The 17,466-nt window shown below is 68.8% G+C and carries 15 protein-coding genes; 5 read left to right on the top strand and 10 right to left on the bottom strand.

The window, feature by feature from the left end:
• The first annotated feature begins 30 nt into the window (after window positions 1–30).
• Both FHU13_RS17025 and FHU13_RS17020 read left to right on the top strand, forming a co-directional pair.
• The gene (locus FHU13_RS17025) at window positions 31–1,083 is read left to right on the top strand and encodes a lysylphosphatidylglycerol synthase domain-containing protein (protein ID WP_183437051.1); all 1,053 of its coding nucleotides are present in this window, start codon (window positions 31–33) and stop codon (window positions 1,081–1,083) included.
• A gap of 230 nt (window positions 1,084–1,313) precedes the next feature.
• Window positions 1,314–1,454 carry a hypothetical protein gene (locus tag FHU13_RS17020; protein WP_183437049.1) on the top strand — a complete coding sequence of 47 codons (141 nt, stop codon included), beginning with the start codon at window positions 1,314–1,316 and terminating at the stop codon, window positions 1,452–1,454.
• Between the two features lie 252 nt (window positions 1,455–1,706).
• Here the strand turns inward: FHU13_RS17020 and flhA are convergent, their stop codons facing one another.
• Window positions 1,707–3,848 (bottom strand): flagellar biosynthesis protein FlhA, encoded by a 2,142-nt coding sequence (flhA, locus tag FHU13_RS17015; protein WP_183437048.1) that lies wholly within the window; start codon window positions 3,846–3,848, stop codon window positions 1,707–1,709.
• A gap of 183 nt (window positions 3,849–4,031) precedes the next feature.
• Between flhA and FHU13_RS17010 the strand changes: the two genes are divergently transcribed.
• Entirely contained in the window at window positions 4,032–4,337 is a 306-nt protein-coding gene (locus FHU13_RS17010) for a hypothetical protein (RefSeq protein WP_183437047.1), read from the top strand.
• 51 nt (window positions 4,338–4,388) lie between these two features.
• A complete protein-coding gene (locus FHU13_RS17005) occupies window positions 4,389–5,120 on the top strand; it encodes a hypothetical protein (RefSeq protein WP_183437045.1) in 732 nt (243 codons plus the stop codon).
• Between the two features lie 10 nt (window positions 5,121–5,130).
• Here FHU13_RS17005 and FHU13_RS17000 read toward each other — a convergent pair whose 3' ends face one another.
• Together FHU13_RS17000 and FHU13_RS16995 are read right to left on the bottom strand one after the other, a co-directional pair.
• On the bottom strand, window positions 5,131–6,375 hold the full coding sequence (locus FHU13_RS17000; protein WP_183437044.1) for a capsule biosynthesis protein: 1,245 nt from the start codon (window positions 6,373–6,375) through the stop codon (window positions 5,131–5,133).
• A 159-nt stretch (window positions 6,376–6,534) separates the two neighbouring features.
• Window positions 6,535–7,188 (bottom strand): ABC transporter ATP-binding protein, encoded by a 654-nt coding sequence (locus FHU13_RS16995; RefSeq protein WP_183437042.1) that lies wholly within the window; start codon window positions 7,186–7,188, stop codon window positions 6,535–6,537.
• 691 nt (window positions 7,189–7,879) lie between these two features.
• Between FHU13_RS16995 and FHU13_RS27400 the strand changes: the two genes are divergently transcribed.
• Window positions 7,880–8,185 (top strand): hypothetical protein, encoded by a 306-nt coding sequence (locus FHU13_RS27400; RefSeq protein WP_246714719.1) that lies wholly within the window; start codon window positions 7,880–7,882, stop codon window positions 8,183–8,185.
• On the opposite strand, the gene FHU13_RS16990 is transcribed toward FHU13_RS27400, so the two are convergent.
• The 7 genes from FHU13_RS16990 to FHU13_RS16960 all read right to left on the bottom strand — a co-directional run bounded on the left by FHU13_RS16990 (window position 8,172) and on the right by FHU13_RS16960 (window position 17,390).
• Window positions 8,172–10,493: a Tex family protein gene (locus tag FHU13_RS16990; protein ID WP_183437041.1), complete on the bottom strand. Its 2,322-nt coding sequence runs from the start codon at window positions 10,491–10,493 to the stop codon at window positions 8,172–8,174. The genes FHU13_RS27400 and FHU13_RS16990 overlap by 14 nt on opposite strands.
• 101 nt (window positions 10,494–10,594) lie before the next feature.
• Window positions 10,595–12,196, bottom strand: coding sequence for a hypothetical protein (locus FHU13_RS16985; RefSeq protein ID WP_312889603.1), 1,602 nt, complete (start codon window positions 12,194–12,196; stop codon window positions 10,595–10,597).
• Between the two features lie 198 nt (window positions 12,197–12,394).
• Complete coding sequence (locus tag FHU13_RS16980; RefSeq protein WP_312889602.1) at window positions 12,395–13,162, bottom strand: hypothetical protein; 768 nt, start codon at window positions 13,160–13,162, stop codon at window positions 12,395–12,397.
• A 193-nt stretch (window positions 13,163–13,355) separates the two neighbouring features.
• The gene (locus tag FHU13_RS16975) at window positions 13,356–14,357 is read right to left on the bottom strand and encodes a hypothetical protein (protein ID WP_183437040.1); all 1,002 of its coding nucleotides are present in this window, start codon (window positions 14,355–14,357) and stop codon (window positions 13,356–13,358) included.
• Between the two features lie 64 nt (window positions 14,358–14,421).
• Window positions 14,422–15,384: a hypothetical protein gene (locus tag FHU13_RS16970; RefSeq protein ID WP_246714718.1), complete on the bottom strand. Its 963-nt coding sequence runs from the start codon at window positions 15,382–15,384 to the stop codon at window positions 14,422–14,424.
• A 50-nt stretch (window positions 15,385–15,434) separates the two neighbouring features.
• Window positions 15,435–16,286 carry an OmpA family protein gene (locus FHU13_RS16965; protein ID WP_183437038.1) on the bottom strand — a complete coding sequence of 284 codons (852 nt, stop codon included), beginning with the start codon at window positions 16,284–16,286 and terminating at the stop codon, window positions 15,435–15,437.
• 111 nt (window positions 16,287–16,397) lie between these two features.
• Window positions 16,398–17,390: a trypsin-like serine peptidase gene (locus FHU13_RS16960; protein ID WP_183437037.1), complete on the bottom strand. Its 993-nt coding sequence runs from the start codon at window positions 17,388–17,390 to the stop codon at window positions 16,398–16,400.
• Between the last annotated feature and the right edge of the window lie 76 nt (window positions 17,391–17,466).

Genomic DNA, 17,466 nt, shown 5'->3' with positions numbered 1-17,466 from the left:
GACCGCTCCCGAGAGAGGCGGCCGGCATCCATGAAAAAAGTCAGTGAAATCGTCTGGGGCCTGATCGGCCTCACCGCGGTGGCGGTGTCCTGCTACCTGCTCTGGGGCGAGTTGAAGACCCTGTCCTGGGCCAGCATCGAGGCGGCCTTCGCCGCCATCCCGCTCCACCACTTCCTGCTCGCCGCCGTCTCCACGCTCGTCGCCTACGCCGCGCTCGCTTGGTACGACCGGATCGCGTTGCTGCATCTGGGCGTGCGCCACATCTCGTGGCTGTTCGTGTCGGTTTGCTCGTTCACGACCTACGCTCTCTCCCACAATATCGGCGCCTCGGTCTTCTCCGGCGCCCTGGTCCGCTACCGGGCCTACACCTCGAAGGGTCTTTCAGCGGCGCAGGTCGCCGTGCTGGTAGCCCTCTGCTCCTTCACCTTCGGCCTGGGTACGATCCTCCTCGGCGGCTTCGTGCTGGCCTACGATCCGGGCCTGCTCGCGCGGCTCGACAACCTGCTGCCCGCGGCGCTCACCAACCCGGCGACCTCCCGGCTCGTCGGATTCGGCCTGCTCGCCTTCGTGGCGCTCTACGTCGTCGGCTCGGTGCTGCGCTTCCGTCCCCTGACGATCCGCAACTTCAAGATCGAGTATCCCCGGCCCGGTATCATGGTGCGCCAGCTCATCGCGGCGCCGCTCGAACTGCTCGGTGCCGCCGGTATCATCTACTTCGCCCTGCCGGATGCCCTGAATCCCGGCTTCATAGCGGTGCTCGGCATCTTCCTCGCCTCGTTCTCCGTCGCGCTGGCCTCGCACGCGCCGGGCGGATTGGGTGTGTTCGAGCTCGTGTTCTTCACCGCCATGCAGCTCCAGACCGATGCGGAGAAGGCACCGGTTCTCGCCGCCGTGCTGATCTTCCGCCTGTTCTACCTGCTGATCCCGTTCGCGGTGGCCATCGTCGTGGTGCTTCTCTTCGAGCGCTCTCGCCTCACGAGCGCACTGGGCAAGGATGCCGGGGCGGCACCGGAGCCGCCACTGGTGGCGCCGGGCCTCGACAGCCACGTGATCGAGAAGCGGCTGGAGAAGAAGGCGGTCTGATCCATCCTCCTCAAGACCGCAGGCCGGCGGCCGCCCCCTAGGGAGCGGCCGCCGTTTGCGTTCCAGGGGGCTGTAAGTTCCATGCGCCATTCGTCGCAGTGACGGATGGGGTGCCAATCCTTACGTCACGCCGCCTCAGTGGATGAATGGGACGCGCAGGGTTGCCGCCCTTTCAGGAACGGTTAAGCTTCGACGGATTGGGGGGCCATTCTGACCCCCGGATGGATATCATGGCTTCGATCAAGATACGGGTTGCTCAGGACGGGACCTGCTCGATCTGCCGGGACGGCATGATCATCAGCAGCGGACTAACGCGTTCGCAGGCCGACCAGATGGTCGCGGTCCTGCGCGCTATCGAGGGGCACGCCTGACCGGCTGTTGACCTGAAGCGGGCCTTCGCTGCGCTCCAGGCGGTGTGGCAGGTCCAGCTTCCCGAGAGGACTTCCACGAGAGCCAGAGCCGAGCCCGTCCTTGCTTGAGGGCGGGCTCGGCTCTTTTCCGTATGGGCCCAATTCGACCCCGGGCTGCCCGCTCCGTCGTCAGGCAGCATTCCGCGCCTCACTCTGCGGCATCCCGCCTTTTCGGGATGGTGCTCGGCCCGATCTCACACGCTCGCCACGCGCTCACACCGAGCCGACCGTCCGCAGGCGTGCGCGGGAATGAATCTCCGCCTGGCTCATCACCGGGGTCTCGCGGCGGAAGCGTTCGATGATCGAGCGGACGAACGGCCGGGCCTGGACGGAGGTGACGAGGACCGGCATCTCGCCCATGCGCGCCGCCTGCTCGAAGCGGTCCCGCACCGTGTTGACGAACTCGGTCAGCTTCGACGGCTGCATCGCGAGGTAACGCTCCTCCCGCTCGCCGACGATCGATTCGAGGAAGGCCTGTTCCCAGGCGGGCGAAAGGGTGATGATCGGCAACGTGCCGTCCGGTCCCTGGTACTGCGCGCAGATCTGGCGGCCGAGACGGGCGCGGACATGCTCGACGATGTCGCGCGGGTTCTTCACGTGGCCGGCGACCTCGGCGATGCCCTCGACGATGGAGCCGAGGTCGCGCACCGAGACCCGCTCGGCGAGCAGCAATTGCAGCACCCGCTGGATGCCGGTGGTGGCGATCTGCGAGGGCACCACCTCCTTGAGCAGTTCCGTGTGCTCCTTGGGCAGTTCGCGCAGAAGCTTCTGCACCTCGACGTGGTTCAGGAGCTCCGAGACGTGAGCCTTGATGAGCTCGGTCAGGTGCGTCGAGATCACCGTGGCCGCATCGACCACGGTATAGCCCTTGAGCTGCGCCTGATCCCGCAGGCCGGCATCGACCCAGGTCGCGGGCAGACCGAAGGTCGGCTCCAGCAGGTGCTGGCCGGGGAGCTGCACCTGACCGCCCATCGGGTCCATCGCCATGAACTGGCCGGGGAAGACCTGTCCGGTGCCGGCCTCAATCTCCTTGACCCGCACCACGTAGGTGTTGGCCTCCAGGCTGACGTTGTCGAGGATGCGCACCGAGGGCATCACGATGCCCAGTTCCGCCGCGAGCTGGCGGCGCAGGGCCTTGATCTGGTCGGTCAGCCGGTCCTGGCCCTCGCCGTTGACGAGCGCGAGGAGCGCGTAGCCCATCTCCAGCTTGAGGTCGTCGAGCTTGAGCAGGTCGGTGACGGTTTCTTCCGCGGGTGCTGTGCCAGGAGCGGCAGCGCCGGGCGTGCCCTCCGCCGCCGCGGGCGGGTTTTCGCGCTGCGTCTTGGCGATGCGCCACGCCGCGTAGCCGGAGGCGCCGCCGAGCGCGAGGAAGGGCAGCATCGGCATGCCGGGCAGGAGCGCGATCAGCACCATGACGCCGGCCGACATGCCGAGCGCCTTCGGGTAGTTCGCCATCTGCTTGCCGAGCGCCTTGTCGGCCGAGCCCTTCACGCCGGCCTTCGAGACGAGGATGCCGGCCGCGGTCGAGACGATCAGGGCCGGCACCTGAGAAGCCAGCCCGTCGCCGATGGTGAGCAGGGTGTAGGTCTTGGCGGCCTCGGCGAAGCCGAGCCCCTGCTGGGCGACGCCAATGATGATGCCGCCGACCACGTTGATGCCGGTGATGAGCAGCGCGGCGACTGCGTCGCCGCGCACGAATTTCGAGGCGCCGTCCATGGCGCCGAAGAACGAGGATTCTTCTTCGAGCGCCGAGCGCCGCGCCTTGGCCGCCTTCTCGTCGATCAGCCCGGCCGAGAGGTCGGCGTCGATCGCCATCTGCTTGCCGGGCATGGCGTCGAGGGTGAAGCGGGCCGCCACTTCGGCAATGCGGCCCGAGCCCTTGGTGATGACGACGAAGTTCACGATGATCAGGATCGCGAAGACGATGATCCCGATCACGAAGTTGCCGCCCATCACGAAGTGCCCGAAGGCCTCGATGACATGACCGGCTGCCGCCGTCCCCTCGTGGCCGTGGCCGAGGATCAGCCGGGTCGAGGCGAGGTTGAGCGCCAGCCGCAGCAGTGTCGCGACCAGCAGAAGCGTCGGGAAGACCGTGAATTCGAGCGGGTTGTCGATGAACAGCCCCGTCATCATGATCAGCACCGAGATGATGATCGAGACCGCGAGCAGAAGGTCGAGCAGGAAGGCCGGCAGCGGGAAGATCAGCACCACGAGGATGCCCATCACCGCGGTGGCGAAGAACAGATCCGAGCGCTTCGACAGTGCCTGGAGGCTCGACCGGCTCGGCATGCGCAGGGACGACAGGCCGCCGAACCCGCCTGTGTCCGCCGGTACGGCCCTCGCCGTCTCGCTCATTGCGCCGAATCCCCGAAGACGAATCGCGCAGCCTCCTCGCAGGACTGCACCCGGCAGGATTTGCCGGGTGCAGGGTTAGCGAGGCGTTAACGCCGAAGCTCGCGCGGAACCTCGGTCGGCGAAAGGGCTTGGTCAGCCAGTCGGTCCGGCGCTCGGCTTCGGACTAGCACACGAGTCCTGGTCATGCGCGTCCTTCCCCATCTCTTCCTCGTCCTGCTCGCGCCGGCATCGGTCCGGGCGGCGCCGGAACCCGCAGCACCGGCCGTAGCCCCGGCGGAGCGGGCACATGGAGCGGTGGGAGCGAAGCTCGAACCTGGTGCCAACAGCTTCACCGCCGCGCAGGTGCGGGCCCGGCTTGCCGAGATGGGATTTCCCGAGGTCGCCGACCTGCATCTCGACGGGCAGGGCATCTGGCGCGGTCGGGCTGAGCATGCGGGCCGCACGCTCGCCGTCGGCATGGATTACCGGGGCGAAGTTGCCGCCGAGTGAGCCGCGCCGAGTGAATCAGGCCGAGGCCGAAGAAAGATGAGAGGAACGATCATGGCAGCACGTGCCGTCACCGCACTGTTCGACAGCCAGGAGGACGCCGCCCGCGTCGTCGACCGCATCGAGGCGGCGGGCGTGAAGCAGGCCGATATCGGCATCGTGTCCCTGAACGCCGCGGATCGGCCGGCAGGCTCGATACTTGGTCCCTCGGCCGGTGAGCCGGGGGCGGCGACGCGTGTCACCGGCAGCCGGCACGAGAGTCCGGCGCATGAGAGCTCGGCAGCGGAAGGGGCGGGCGCCGGTGCGACGGTCGGTACCGTGCTCGGCGGCGGCGCGGGCCTGCTCGCGAGCCTCGGCCTCCTCGCGATTCCCGGTGCCGGTCCGGTGATCGCCGCGGGATGGCTCATCGCGGCCCTGTCGGGCGCCGGAGTCGGGGCAGCCGCGGGCGGCCTGATCGGCGCCTTGACCGGGGCGGGCCTGAGCGGGGCCGATGCCGAAACCTATGCCGAGGGGATCCGCCGCGGCGGCACTCTGGTGACCGTGCGCGCCGAGGGCGAGATCGCCGACCGCGTCATTGCGCTGATGCAGCGCGGCGGGGCGATCGACCTCGATGAGCGCGCCGAGGGCTGGCGAGCGCAGGGCTGGACCGGCGGTACGGCGGGGGCGCCCCACGCGACCGCAACGCCCGCGCCGGAGCCCGAGCCGGCGCTCGCACCAGAGCCGGGAACGCCGGCCGATCCCACGGCCCCGCACCCGACCCGCCGTCCGCCCAGCGAGATCGCCTGAACCGGCAGGATCAGCTGTAGAGATACTTCCGGATCAGGACGCTGAGGCCGAACACCAGCATCGCCACCAGCGCGACGATGCTGGTGATGAGGTGCTTGCGCGGCTCGATCGCCGAGACGGGGACCACCGGGCTCACCACGGGCGTGAAGAACTCGATCTGGCGGTTGGCGACGATGCGCGCCTGCTCGCTCGCGGCCAGTACCTTGTTGTAATAGAGCAGCGCATTCTTGCGCTCGTTCTCCAGCCCCTCGAAGTCCGTCATCGCCTCCGACAGCAGCCGCCGCTGCTCCGGATCGGTGCTGGTCATCTGCCGTTCGATCTTCTCGATGTTGTCGTCGAGATCCTGGATCTGCGCCTTCAGGTCCTGAATCTGCCGCCGCTCGGGCGAGAGGTCGCGCAGACTCTGGTTGAGCTGGACAGACAGGTCGATGCGCTTCTTGCGCAGTTCCGCAATGACCAAGAGGTTGTTCTTGTTGGCCGATTGCGCATCCAGAATGCCGGCCCGGTTGCGCAGGTCGCGCATGGCGCGCTGTACGGCGACGAGGCGCTCCTCGGCATTCTTGAGCTCGCGCGTGCTCTCGGCCAGGGCGGCGTTGCGCGCCCTGAGGCTGAGCTCGTTCACCATGCGCTCGCTCTCGTCCATCAGGGCGCGGGCGAGCGTGTAGGATTCCTGCGGATCGAAGGCGGCGACCTTGAGGCTGACGATGCCGCCGTTCGAATCGACCGAGGTCGTCACGCGCTTGTGCCAGTAGCGCAGGAACAGCTCGATCGGCTCGTCGGCGCTGAAGCGCGAGAGGAAGTCGATGCCGTCGCGCGAGAACATTTCTCGCAGCGGCATCTGCCGCTCCATGGTTTCGACCATCTGCCGGCTGGCGATGTAGCTCGTCGTGATCAGCGTGTCCTGGGCGACCATCTGCTTGGACAGGGAGCTGTTGTTGCCCGTCTCGTCGCTCTGCACCTTGTCGACGCTGCCGAGCGCCGGCCGCAGGGCGAAGCGCGCTTCGGTGACGTAGCGGTCCGAGGCGATGAGATAGAAGTAGCCGGCGGTGACGAGTGTCGGCAGCAGGAACAGGAGCAGGAAGAGAGCGGGGATCCAGGGATCGCGCCGAATATGCGTCTGGTAGGCGCGGATGCCCTTCTTGTGGTCGGACTGACGCGCGATGCGAGCGAACCGCTTGAGCGATTCCGTGACAGCGGTCGAGCGATCGGCGGTGGTCAGCGGTGCGCCGCTCGGGCTACTGATCTCGGTGCTCATGGTGTCGGTGCTCGCACGCCCCACGCGGTCTGCTGCGCGGCGTCAGGGAGCCGCGGCGGATCGCACGCTTGTGTCTCTGGCCCGCCCTCGCGGCGAAAGCGTGTCCGATCTGCCATTCGGGATTGGCCCGGTGATGTCCCGGCGGCGAGTTGGCCGTTCTCAGCTGTTCAGGCGGCGATAGGCCGTGATCGCCTCGTCGACGTCGTCGTAGACCACCGCCTGCCCGTTGATCAGGATGAGAGCCTGACTGCAATACTCGCGGATCATCTCCATACTGTGGGAGATCAGGATCACGTCCGCGCTCTCGCGCCGCTTGTTGAACACTTCCGCGCAACGTTTCTGGAAGCGCGCATCGCCCACCGATAGGGTCTCGTCGATGAGATAGGTGTCGAACGGAATCGCCATACTCATCCCGAAGGCGAGCCGCGAACCCATGCCGGAGGAGTAGGTGTTCACCGGCATGTTCAGGTAGCTGCCGAGTTCTGAGAAATCCTCGACGAATTCGAGCACGCGACGCGGATCTTCTCCGTAGATCCGGGCGACGAAGATGACGTTGTCCCGGCCCGTCATCTTCGCGTTGAAGCCGCCCGCGAAGCCCAGGGGCCAGGAGACGCGAAGGCCCCGGGATATGCGGCCTCGGGTCGGCTCCTCGACGCCGGCGATAAGCTTCATGGTCGTCGATTTGCCGGCACCGTTGATCCCCATGATGCCGTAGCTGATGCCCGGTCTCAGGGTGAAGTTCACCCGATCGAGGATGGTACGGCGCCGACCGTAGGTGGAGTAGACCTTGGTGACGTTCTCGAAGCGGATCACGGTTCGATAAGCTCCGCCGGCAACGATGCGGGCCGGCCCGCTGTAACAGGTGCGCTGTCAGAGCGGCCGCCGCCTCACTCGGCAAGCGAAGCGGAGCGAGCAGGTGGCAGCTGCACCCTGAGGCGGGCAGGAAGCCGGGAAAAACGGCGAATCTGGGGACGGTGGCCCATCGTGGTCGGTGGGACGCTAGCTTGGCTGCCGGGAGTACCCGGCGGCTCTCACGACATGACCCGTCATCTCCGCTTCATCGCGTCAATGGACGGGTTCCGTCCCGGCGAGCACGGCGCTGGCCCTCCCGATCGATGGTCGGGCGCATTGTGAGGAGTGTCGTCGCTGCGGCCGGACAGATACGCCGAGTGCGGTTTAAGCGAACTTCGGAGCGGGTTGGAATAGCGGACTCGCAAGAGGTTGGCTGAAGCGGCGACTACGCCAAGCGAGGTACACTTTTTTATCTGGAGAAATTTGCGGATTATCAAAGATGGTGACGGATAATTCTATAGGATGTGTGGAAGCATTCGCGATTGAATTGTGAATATTACAGAATTACGCTCTTAGGATGACAGATTTTATAGAACGCCATTAGATTTGGCGGAGAGTTCCAGTCGCGGGCACGATCACAAAATCGTACTTTAGGTTGATTTTTTTGGCAAATATATCTCCCTTAGGTCTGGAAGCGGTGATGGAGTAGGCTTTGAATCCCAATCTTATCGCCTCGCGCGAAGAGGCCTTGGCGCTTGTGGACGCGGATCTGATCACGATCGGGGATTATGTCGTGCTGTGTCGGATCAAGGACTGGGGTCTTACCGGAGATCCGGCCGCTCCCGCGCTCACAGAGCCGACCAAGCCGGCCGCCAGAAACGCGCATTCCCGCCCCCAGGATGCCGACGCGCTGCGGCCGCCGGATCAACGGCCAGCCCCGGTCTCGGAGGCCTTCCGCCGCGAAATGGCTGTGCCTACGCGCGGGCAGATCCATTGTTTGTCGATCAGGAGCGCTTAGGCGACGAAACGCCGGCCCGTCGGAGCGCCTCGGCGAGGGCTCCCTCCTGCGGTGGGGCAGCGGGCGCCGACCGCCGGGGCTGCACCTCGGAGCGAGGAGAATTTCCACGCGACGTCGACGCCGACATGCCTTCGATGGGATCATCGAGCCGCATCGAGAGCGCGATGCGCTTGCGTGGCACGTCGACCGACAAGACCAGCACGCGCACCACGTCGCCGGTCTTCACCACCTCGGATGGCGAGGCGATCCGCTTGCGGGCCATCGCCGAGATGTGGACGAGCCCGTCCTGATGCACACCGACATCGACGAAGGCGCCAAACGCCGCGACGTTGGTGACGACCCCTTCCAATTGCATGCCGGGCTTGAGGTCACCGATCGTCTCGACGCCCTCCTGGAAGCTCGCGGTCTTGAAGGCCGGGCGCGGATCGCGGCCGGGCTTCTCCAGTTCGGCGATGATGTCGCGCACGGTCGGAACGCCGAAGCGCTCGTCGGCGAAGGCGGTGGGCGACAGTGCGCGCAGCGCCGCGGCGTTGCCGATCAGCACCCGGATATCGCTCTTCGTCGCCTCCAGGATGCGCCGCACGACGGGATAGGCTTCCGGATGCACGCCGGAGCGGTCGAGCGGGTCCTCGCCATCGGGGATGCGCAGGAAGCCCGCCGCCAGCTCGAAGGTCTTCGACCCTAAGCCGGGCACCTTCTTCAGCCCGGCGCGGGTGCGGAACGGGCCGTTGGCGTCACGGTGGGCGACGATTTTTTCGGCGACCGATGCGCCGAGGCCCGAGACCTGAGCGAGCAAGGGGCCGGAGGCGGTGTTCACATCGACACCGACCGCGTTCACCGCGTCTTCCACCACAGCTTCGAGCGAGCGCGACAGCTTCTGCTCCGTGACATCGTGCTGGTACTGGCCGACGCCGATGGATTTCGGATCGATCTTCACCAGTTCCGCCAACGGATCCTGCAGGCGCCGGGCGATGGAGACGGCGCCGCGATGCGACACGTCGAGGTCCGGCAATTCGCGGGTGGCGATGGCCGAGGCCGAATAGACCGACGCGCCGGCCTCCGACACCGTGACCTTGGCCATCTTCAGATCGGGGTTGGCGGCCAGGATCTCGGTGGCGAGCCGGTCGGTCTCGCGCGAGGCCGTGCCGTTGCCGATGGCGATCAGCTCGACGCCGTGCTGGCGGCAGAGCCGGGAAAGCGAGGCCACCGCCTCCTTCCAGCGTCGCTGCGGCTCATGCGGGTAGGTGGTCTCGACAGCGACGACCTTGCCGGTGCGGTCCACCACCGCCGCCTTCACGCCGTTGCGGTAACCGGGATCGAGCCCGAGCGTCGCGCGACCGCCCGCGGGGGCGGCGAGCAGGAGATCCTTGAGGTTGCCGGCGAACACCTTCACTGCCGCCTCCTCCGCCCGCTCGAACAGCCGCGCGCGCAGATCGGCCTTGATGCCGGTGCGGATCTTGGTGCGCCATGCGGTGCGGACGACATCGAGCAGCCACGCATCCGCTGGCCGGCCCCGGGCGGCGACGCCGAACCGGCGGCAGACAGCGAGTTCGAACGGCCCCGGCACGCCGGGCGCGGAATCCTCCCCTTCGGCGGCGAAGGCGAGGTCGAGCACCTCCTCCTTCTCGCCGCGGAACAGCGCCAGCACCCGGTGCGAGGGCATGCGCTCCAGGCGCTCGCGCCAGTCGAAGTAATCCGAGAACTTCTGGCCCGCGGCCTCCTTGCCCTTGCGCACCTTCGCCACGGCCTCGCCGCCGCGCCAAAAGTCCTCGCGCAGGCGGCCGATCAGGTCGGCATCCTCGGCAAACCGCTCGATCAGGATCGCCTTGGCCCCCTCCAGCGCCACCTCGGCGGTTTCGATCCCCTTGGCCGCGTCCACGAAACCCTGCGCCGCCCGTTCCGGAACCGTCTCCGGCCGCGCGAGAAGGGTCTCGGCGAGCGGTCCGAGGCCGGCCTCGCGGGCGGTTTGCGCCTTGTTGCGGCGCTTCGGGCGGAAGGGCAGGTAGATGTCCTCCAGCCGCGCCTTGGTGTCGGCGGCGGCGATGGCGGCGGCCAATTCCGGCGTCAGCTTGCCCTGGGCGCGGATGCTCTCGGTGACGCTGGCGCGCCGGTCGCGCAGCTCACGCAGGTAGCCGAGCCGCTCCTCCAGGCTGCGGAGCTGCGCGTCGTCGAGCGAGCCGGTCGCCTCCTTGCGGTAGCGGGCGATGAACGGGACGGTGTAACCGCCGTCGAGCAGGTCCACGGCCGCGGCCACCTGCCCCTCGCGCACACCGAGTTCCTCGGCGATCAGCAGGTTCACGCTCTTCACGGGATGCACCCTCGGTGATCGTGGCAGGGAAGGTCGGAGCGGCCGTCCTCTCCGATCGGGCCTTCCGGCGCAAGCGGCTCTTGGGCCCCGCCGAGCGCGGCTCAATCGTCCGCGCTGAAGACGCTGTCTCCGACGAAGATCATGTCGCGGTCGATCTCGGGCGGGTCCTTCTGCGAGCCGTAGGCGAAGAACAGGCGCCGACTGCGCCCATCCGCACCGGTCAGCGTCAGGGTGTGGCGGTCGAGGCGATACTGACCGCCCTCGGACGCTCTGCGCCGGCCGATTGCCGTGCCGACGCCGCTGCTCGCTCCGGAATTGACCGCGCCGACCGAGCCGCCGCGCCCGTATCGGCCATCGCTCCGGAAATCGTAGCGGTTCTCGATCGCGACCGTGACGTCGCCGCCCATGGCGCTGTTCCCGCCGCCCGAGAGGCGCCGATAGGAGCGCGCCATATTCTCGCCGGCGGCGGCCGGGAAGGCCCGGAAGAAACTGCCGTCGCCCAGGGCGTAATCGGCCGGCTTGCCGTCCGCGCCCGTCAGCACGAAGCCTCCACCCTTACGGGTCCAGCGGCCGAAGCGGCGCGGCTTGGCCGTCCGCTCGGCGGCGAGATCGACATCCTCCAGCGCCGTGTCGTCGGTCTCATAATAGGTGCCGTCCTTGAGGACGATCAGCGGCTCGAAATCGACGATCATCATGCCGCCGACGCCGAAGCCGGTGGTGGAGCGGAAATACACGCCCTCGACCGCGTCCCAGTTGGCGGAATGGCGCGGCGGGGCGACGACATCCGGGGCCGCGTCGGGGGCGGCCGGTCGCGCCGGTGGGGCATCGGCGACGGGCGGACGCGCGTCCGCCGAGGGTGTTGACGAAGATCTGGATGGTGGCTGGGCGCCGGCCTGCCCATTCGCCCGTCCCTTCGGCACCAGCCCGGCCTCGGTCAAAGCCAGCGCCTGCAGCTTGGCGGCGGGGATGAACTCGTTCGAGAGGGTGGCGAGGAAGCGGGGCATGACGCCGAGCTGCCGCGCGGCCTTCCAGCTTGCGTGGTGCAGCACGGAGCGCAGCTTGACCTGCTCGGCGAAAGCGGCCCGGCTCGCGGGCTGCGACAGCGGCGGTCTGGCCGCCATCGGCATCACGAACCGGCGGCGGATCGCCTGAAGCGCGGCCGGACTGGGCTCTGCCGTCGCGTCGTTGGCGACCATCCATTGCAGGACGATGAAGGCGGTCAGCACGTCGCCGGCATCCTCCGGATCGAGGCCGGTGCCGTCGAGAAAGCTGCGGAAGATCGTGTCGTAATCGTGTTTCGCGAGTTCCCGGCCGGCCTCGGCCGCCGCGATCGGGTCGGTCGTGCGCAGGCCGCGCAGGTGACGCTCCACCGTCGCCCGGCGCAGGTCGAGGGTGGAAGCGAAGGGCAGGCGCCGGTCCGGCTCACCGGGATCGGGCTCCTGCGCCTGCCGCTGCGGAACCTCTGCGCGAGAGCCCTTTCCGAGATCCTGTGCGGGGGCGGGGACCGCCAGCAGCAGAAGGGCAGCGATCAGGCCCGTCCTCGTGCCCGACCGGGATGGCAGCTGCCGCGGCAACACGGAGGCCGGGGAGGGGAGGCCGGAGGGATCGAGGCACATGGTCACTCCCGGATCCGCTTCGGCCCGCAGGCGGAGCGGGGGCAGGTGGGCGAGGAGAAAGAGGCGGTTCTGCGCATCGGGCGTCACGACAGCCACGTGCTGGCGAGCGCCCGCAGGCCGATTCCGAGCCAGATCACGAGCGTCAGCAGCATGAAGGTCAGGAGCAGGATGACCAGCCAGCCCATCATCAGAAGCGTGTAGAGCAGGCCGCCGAGATCGATGCCGGCAATGAAACAAGGCGGCGAAGCGCCTCGCGTGTATGCTCCGTCATGCCCTGCGCTCGCATCATGACTCGCGCCGGTAGACACCGCGGAAGGTGACGTTCATGCCGCCGCAGGCAAGGTTGTCCTCTACGACGAGCCAGGGGCCGAGCCGCCGCAGCCAGACCTTGCAATCGTATTCACCGCCCTTTGCGACTGGCAGGGTGCCGTTCTCACCCATGGCGAAGCTGGCGCCGTCGCCCGCCGGCGTGGCCGTGCCGGAGATCTCGCCGAGATGGACACCGCCGCGCTTCACCCGCTCCGGATCGCCCATGCCCCAGGTCGCGTCGCCCGAGATCGAAAGCGTGCCGGGCTTCTCTCCCCGCTTCACCTGGATGCGGCCTTCCGCCTGGGTCCAAGTGCCGAGCCAGTCGTCGAGCGTGATCGGGGCCGGCGGTTCGGCTGCCACTGACTCGGCCGGAAGCCAGCCGGTCCGGGCCAGATCGCCCTTCGCGCCGCGATAGCTGGCGCAGAGATAGCCGCCGCGGCGTTCTCCCAAGATCACGGGATCGCCGGTCACCAGATAGGCCCGATCACGGCATTCGGCGCTTACATCGGGACAGCCATTCTGCGCGAGCCCGTCCTTGACGAAGGCGGTGCGGCCCGCCGCGACGACCCGCCCGAAGCCGAGAGCCGGCCCGTCGGAGAGCGAGGGCGTGCGTCGGCACTCGTTCTTCGAGGGGGGGTGCCGATCCTGCGCCCGTGCGGCCCCGGTGGCGGCAGCGAGCAAAGTCAGCAGGATCAGGGCGCGTGACCCGAGACTCGGCCGAGGAAGAGGATGGCGGTGGGTCACGGGGGCGCTTTCGGTCTGGATGATGTGAACGGGGAGTTGGATCGTGGCGGCGCTGGCATTGGCCGTTCTCGCGGCGGCTGGCTGGCACCTTTGGGATGTCCTCGCGCAGGATGCCTGCCTCGACGCGGGGGGACGTGGCGGGCTAGCGCCAGACGCCGCTGACGGCGAGGCTGGACGACCGGGTCACGCCGGCTCAGCGCATGGTGACCGAGGCGGCGACGCGCTCGGCCCGGGCCAGCGCGTCGGCACGTCCGGCATCGGCGAAGCCGATCACCCGCACGTAACGTCCGCCGTCGAACACCATCGTCTGGGTCAAGCCGAGCGTGCGTCCGGTTTTGGTGTCGATGCCGGTGCCGCGCAGGCGGACCACCACGGCGTCGCCTCGGGTGCTGCGCTCCTCGTCGGTGACCGCGACGTCCTTCAAGTCCTTCTGTGCCGTGAAGATTCGGCGGGCGAAGGCGATTTCCGCCCCCGACGGCACTGGTGACTGTCCGAGCGACGGTGTGACGATGACCACCGGTTGCTCGCGCTCGGGATCGACATCCTTCGGCCCCTCGGTCAGGAGCAGGCCGTTGCCGGCGAACACCCCCATCGGGCGGAAGCCGGCGGAATCGCCCACGGTGTAGGGCAGGGCAGCGACCTGATCGGCGAGGCTCGCCTTGGGCCGGAACGCGATCGTCCGAAGGGCCGCCTCGACCGTGGGAGCCGGCACCTGCTTGGCCGCCGTCTCCGGCACTTGGACGGTCACGAGGCCGGTGCCGGAGGCGCCGCGCACCACGGCGACCCACTTGGTATAGGTAAGACCGTTGGCGCCCTGCGTCCCGCGAAGGACGAACCCCTCGCCACCCGCCGTGCTCAGCGGCTCAACCCCGCCCTTCACCCGGAAGCCGGTCGGCGCCAGGGCCTCGGGAGTGAATTTCCCATTGATCTGGTCCCAGGCCTCCGGCGGCATCTCGACAAGGACGATCGAGGCGCCGGAGCGGTGCTCGAAACCCGCGAAACTCGCGGCCGGCTTCATGCCGGGCGGCGGCGCGAGGCCGAGCGAGCCGGCGGGCGGGAAGACGGGCTCGGCCGCGAAGACCGGCGCCGACGAGGCTGTCAGTGCGGCGATCAGCCCGGCGAGCAGGCCGCACAGGGCCCACCGGCCCGGAACGATGCGGGCGAGCAGGCGGCCCAGCGAGTTGCGATCGCTCATGGTGTCACTCCGAAGGCTGCGTGCGGAAGGGCGTCGCGGGCTCCCTTGGAAGTCCGGGATGGCATCAGCGGGTGGCGACGCGGCTGACGACGAAGGTATTGCCGGAGAACTGGACCTGCCCCGGGGCGCTCATGTGCTCGAGCATCAGGCGCAGGTTACGGCCGAGCCGCGCTGAATCGGAGCGCGTCTCGTACCAGTACTCGGCGGTGGCACCGCCCGAGCGCACAGGGCGGTGGTGCTCGTAGCAGCGGAAGGCTGCCATGTACTCCTCCGCCGCCTGCACCTCCTGTGGCGAGAAGCCATTGAGCCGCACGACATAGGCCGTGGGCAGGCCGCCGCAGGATTCACCGCCGGCCACCGCTGCGAGCGGAGGCTCGGCGCCGGGAAGGGCGTTCGGAAGCGCGTTCGGGGCTGCGCCGGCATCGGCGGCGCGGCGGGGAGCGACCACGCCGTCGAGCTTGGCCGTGAGCGCGCTCGCCACGTCGGTGGCGATGCTCTTCGCCTCGGCGCCGACCCGTTCGAGCAGGCATTCCCGGTCGCAGCCCTGGGGCAGGGGCGGGAGCTGCAATCCCGCCACCTCGAAGGCGCCGAGCGATTGCCCGGTGCGCACGTTGAGGAGCCGGCCCGGGATGCGCACTTCCGGCCGCACGATGTCGGAATAGGCCGATTTCGACGCCGAGGCGTAGACCTGAAACACCGCCACCACGTCGAGCGGCGGGTTCTGGACTGCGCGGGCGACCTCGATCAGCTCCGCGTCGCGGCGGCGAACCCGGTTGGCCTGGGTGATCCCCATCGCCACCGCGGTCTCGTCGTAGACGTTGTAGCCGCGCAGGTTCATCGTCTCGGAGAGTTCAGCGATGACGCGCTGAAAGATGCGGTTGCCGCGGGGTACGGAATCCTCGTCGGCATCCTCGCCCATCACGACGATGTTGGGCCGGCCCTGGGCCTGCGCTTGTGTGGCGAGGCCGAGGAGCGCGCCGCCGATCAGGGCGAGTGCGGCGAGCGTTCGGGTGCGGGTGCGCAGCATTGGAATCATCCTGTGGGCTGGGTCGTGTGCCGGCGGTGATGTCGCTGGCGTCATTCGGCGCAGGGCAGCGGTGTCGGCGTCGCGCCGAAATCGTCGAGATCGAGCGGGGCGTGGCGGCGGGGATCGCCGAGGGCGTCGGCCGTGCAAGTCCGTTCGGAGGCCGGCAGCACGAAGCGGAGGGCTCCGCTCGGGGCGGGTGCGATCAGGCTCACCTCGACCCGACGGTTGATTCGCGCGAAGGGCTGGGACGGGTCCTTGGGGCGGACCGGTCCCCAGCCGTGGATGCGCAGGCGGCGCGGATCGATGTCGTAGGTCTCGACGAGATGGGCCTTCACCGCGCGGGCGCGGGCGAGCGACAGGCGCCGGTTGTAGCCGAGCCCGCCCGCGGCATCGGTGTGCCCCGCGATGAGGAAGCCGTGGCTGGCCAACTCGCGGGCCTGCAGAGCCTTCCCCAGCGGTTCGAGCTGGATGCGCGCCTCCGGCGTCAGCCGGGCGCTGTCGTAAGCGAAGAACACGGTCAGATCGACCGAACGGGCGGGATCGACCCGCAGGCTCGGGCCGCCGTCGCCGGGGGAGACCGCGACCGGCGCGGCGGGGCGGCCCGGATTGCCGTCGGCGAAGGGGGCGAGCGAACGGATGATCGCGTTGGCCGAGGGGTTCACGGCCCCGGCCTCCGCCCGCTCGGTGGCCTCGTCGCGGGCCGGGGGTGCGTCTGCTTCGGCGGCGGGCGTCCGCGCGCCCGGCACCTCGGTGAGCGGGTTGGCGCGGGCGGGCGCGAGGGCGAGGACGATGCCTGCCACCAGCATCAGGCCAAAGCGCGGATGCCGGGCCGCCGCGGTCCCGCTGGCGGTGCCTTCCCGGCTGCGCGCCGTCCGCTCGCGTACTCCCCCGAATGCCCCCATGGCTTTCGTCTCCGTCTCATGGCCTTGCTCGCGGGCCTTGCCGCGGCCCCGTCCCACTCATCCCTGGACCGCGCAGAACGGCTTTCGCCGCTTGCTCACGAAAAAAGTCGTTCAGCGTCCGCGCAGGATCGCGTTCATGCTCGCGGGGTCGAGCGGCCTGTCCGCGGGCGGGCCGGCCGCCGGTCTGGAGGGTGCCGCGCCGGCCTTGTCCGGCACATCTCCGGCCGGCGCTGCGGCGGCGACCGGGCGGGCCTGGGCAGCGGCGATCCCGGACAGGATGCGGCTGCGTCCGAGGATGGCCGAGAGACGCGTGGCTTTGTTGAAGCTCGACGGGTCCTTCGGGTCGAGGCCGCCCTCCTTGTGAAGGGCGATGCCGGCGACGGAAGCGTCGAACATCAGCGAGCCGGACGAGCCGCCGAGCGTGTCGCAGCGGTGGCGCAGGTCCGGCCCCTCCGCCTGATCCTTCATTGCGAAGCAGCGGAAGCGGCTCATCACCTTCGGGCGCCCGAGGGGATGATGGATGACGAGCATCGAGCGGTTGCCGGACACAGTCTCGCCCGAGAGCCGGACGGCACCGTAGGTGGCACTCGGATTCCCGGCGACGCGGGCCAGCGCGTAGTCGAGGCGGGCGTCGTGCTCGACCGGCTTCGGGTCGATCTCGAAGCGGCGCGAGCCTTTGCCGTCCAGCGTCAGGTAATCCATCAGGATCGACGCCTTGACCGGGGTGAGGTCGCCCGATTGCGGCAGGCAATGGTGGTTGGTCAGCACGTAGTCGCCGGGCAGCAGCGCTCCGGTGCAGGAGGCGCCGACCTGCTGGCCGGTCTGGGCGTTCCGCAAAACGATGTCGACGCGGCCGATCGGGCGGGCCAGCGCGGCGAGCCCGTCCTTCGGGTCGAGTTCACTGATCGGCTCGAAGGCGCCCTTGTTCTGATCGACATAGGCCGCCGCGTCGCCGGTCGTCTGGCGTAAGGGGAGCTGCGCCCGGCCGTAATCGGCGGGGTCGAAGCCGACGCTCTGTGCAAACGCGGGATCAGCCGCGCACAGGGCAAGCAGCAGGCAGGCGGCGGCCGAGGTGGGCCGGCGTCTCCGGCGAATCGGGGTCATCGTCTCCCTCCTCTCCGTCAGGGTCGTATGCCTGGCCCGGACGGCTGGGTCAAAAATCATAAGATGCGGACTGCAT

The organism is Methylobacterium sp. R2-1, from assembly GCF_014191355.1.
Taxonomy (GTDB): Bacteria; Pseudomonadota; Alphaproteobacteria; order Rhizobiales; family Beijerinckiaceae; genus Methylobacterium.
This window is presented reverse-complemented; position numbering and strand designations above follow the sequence as displayed.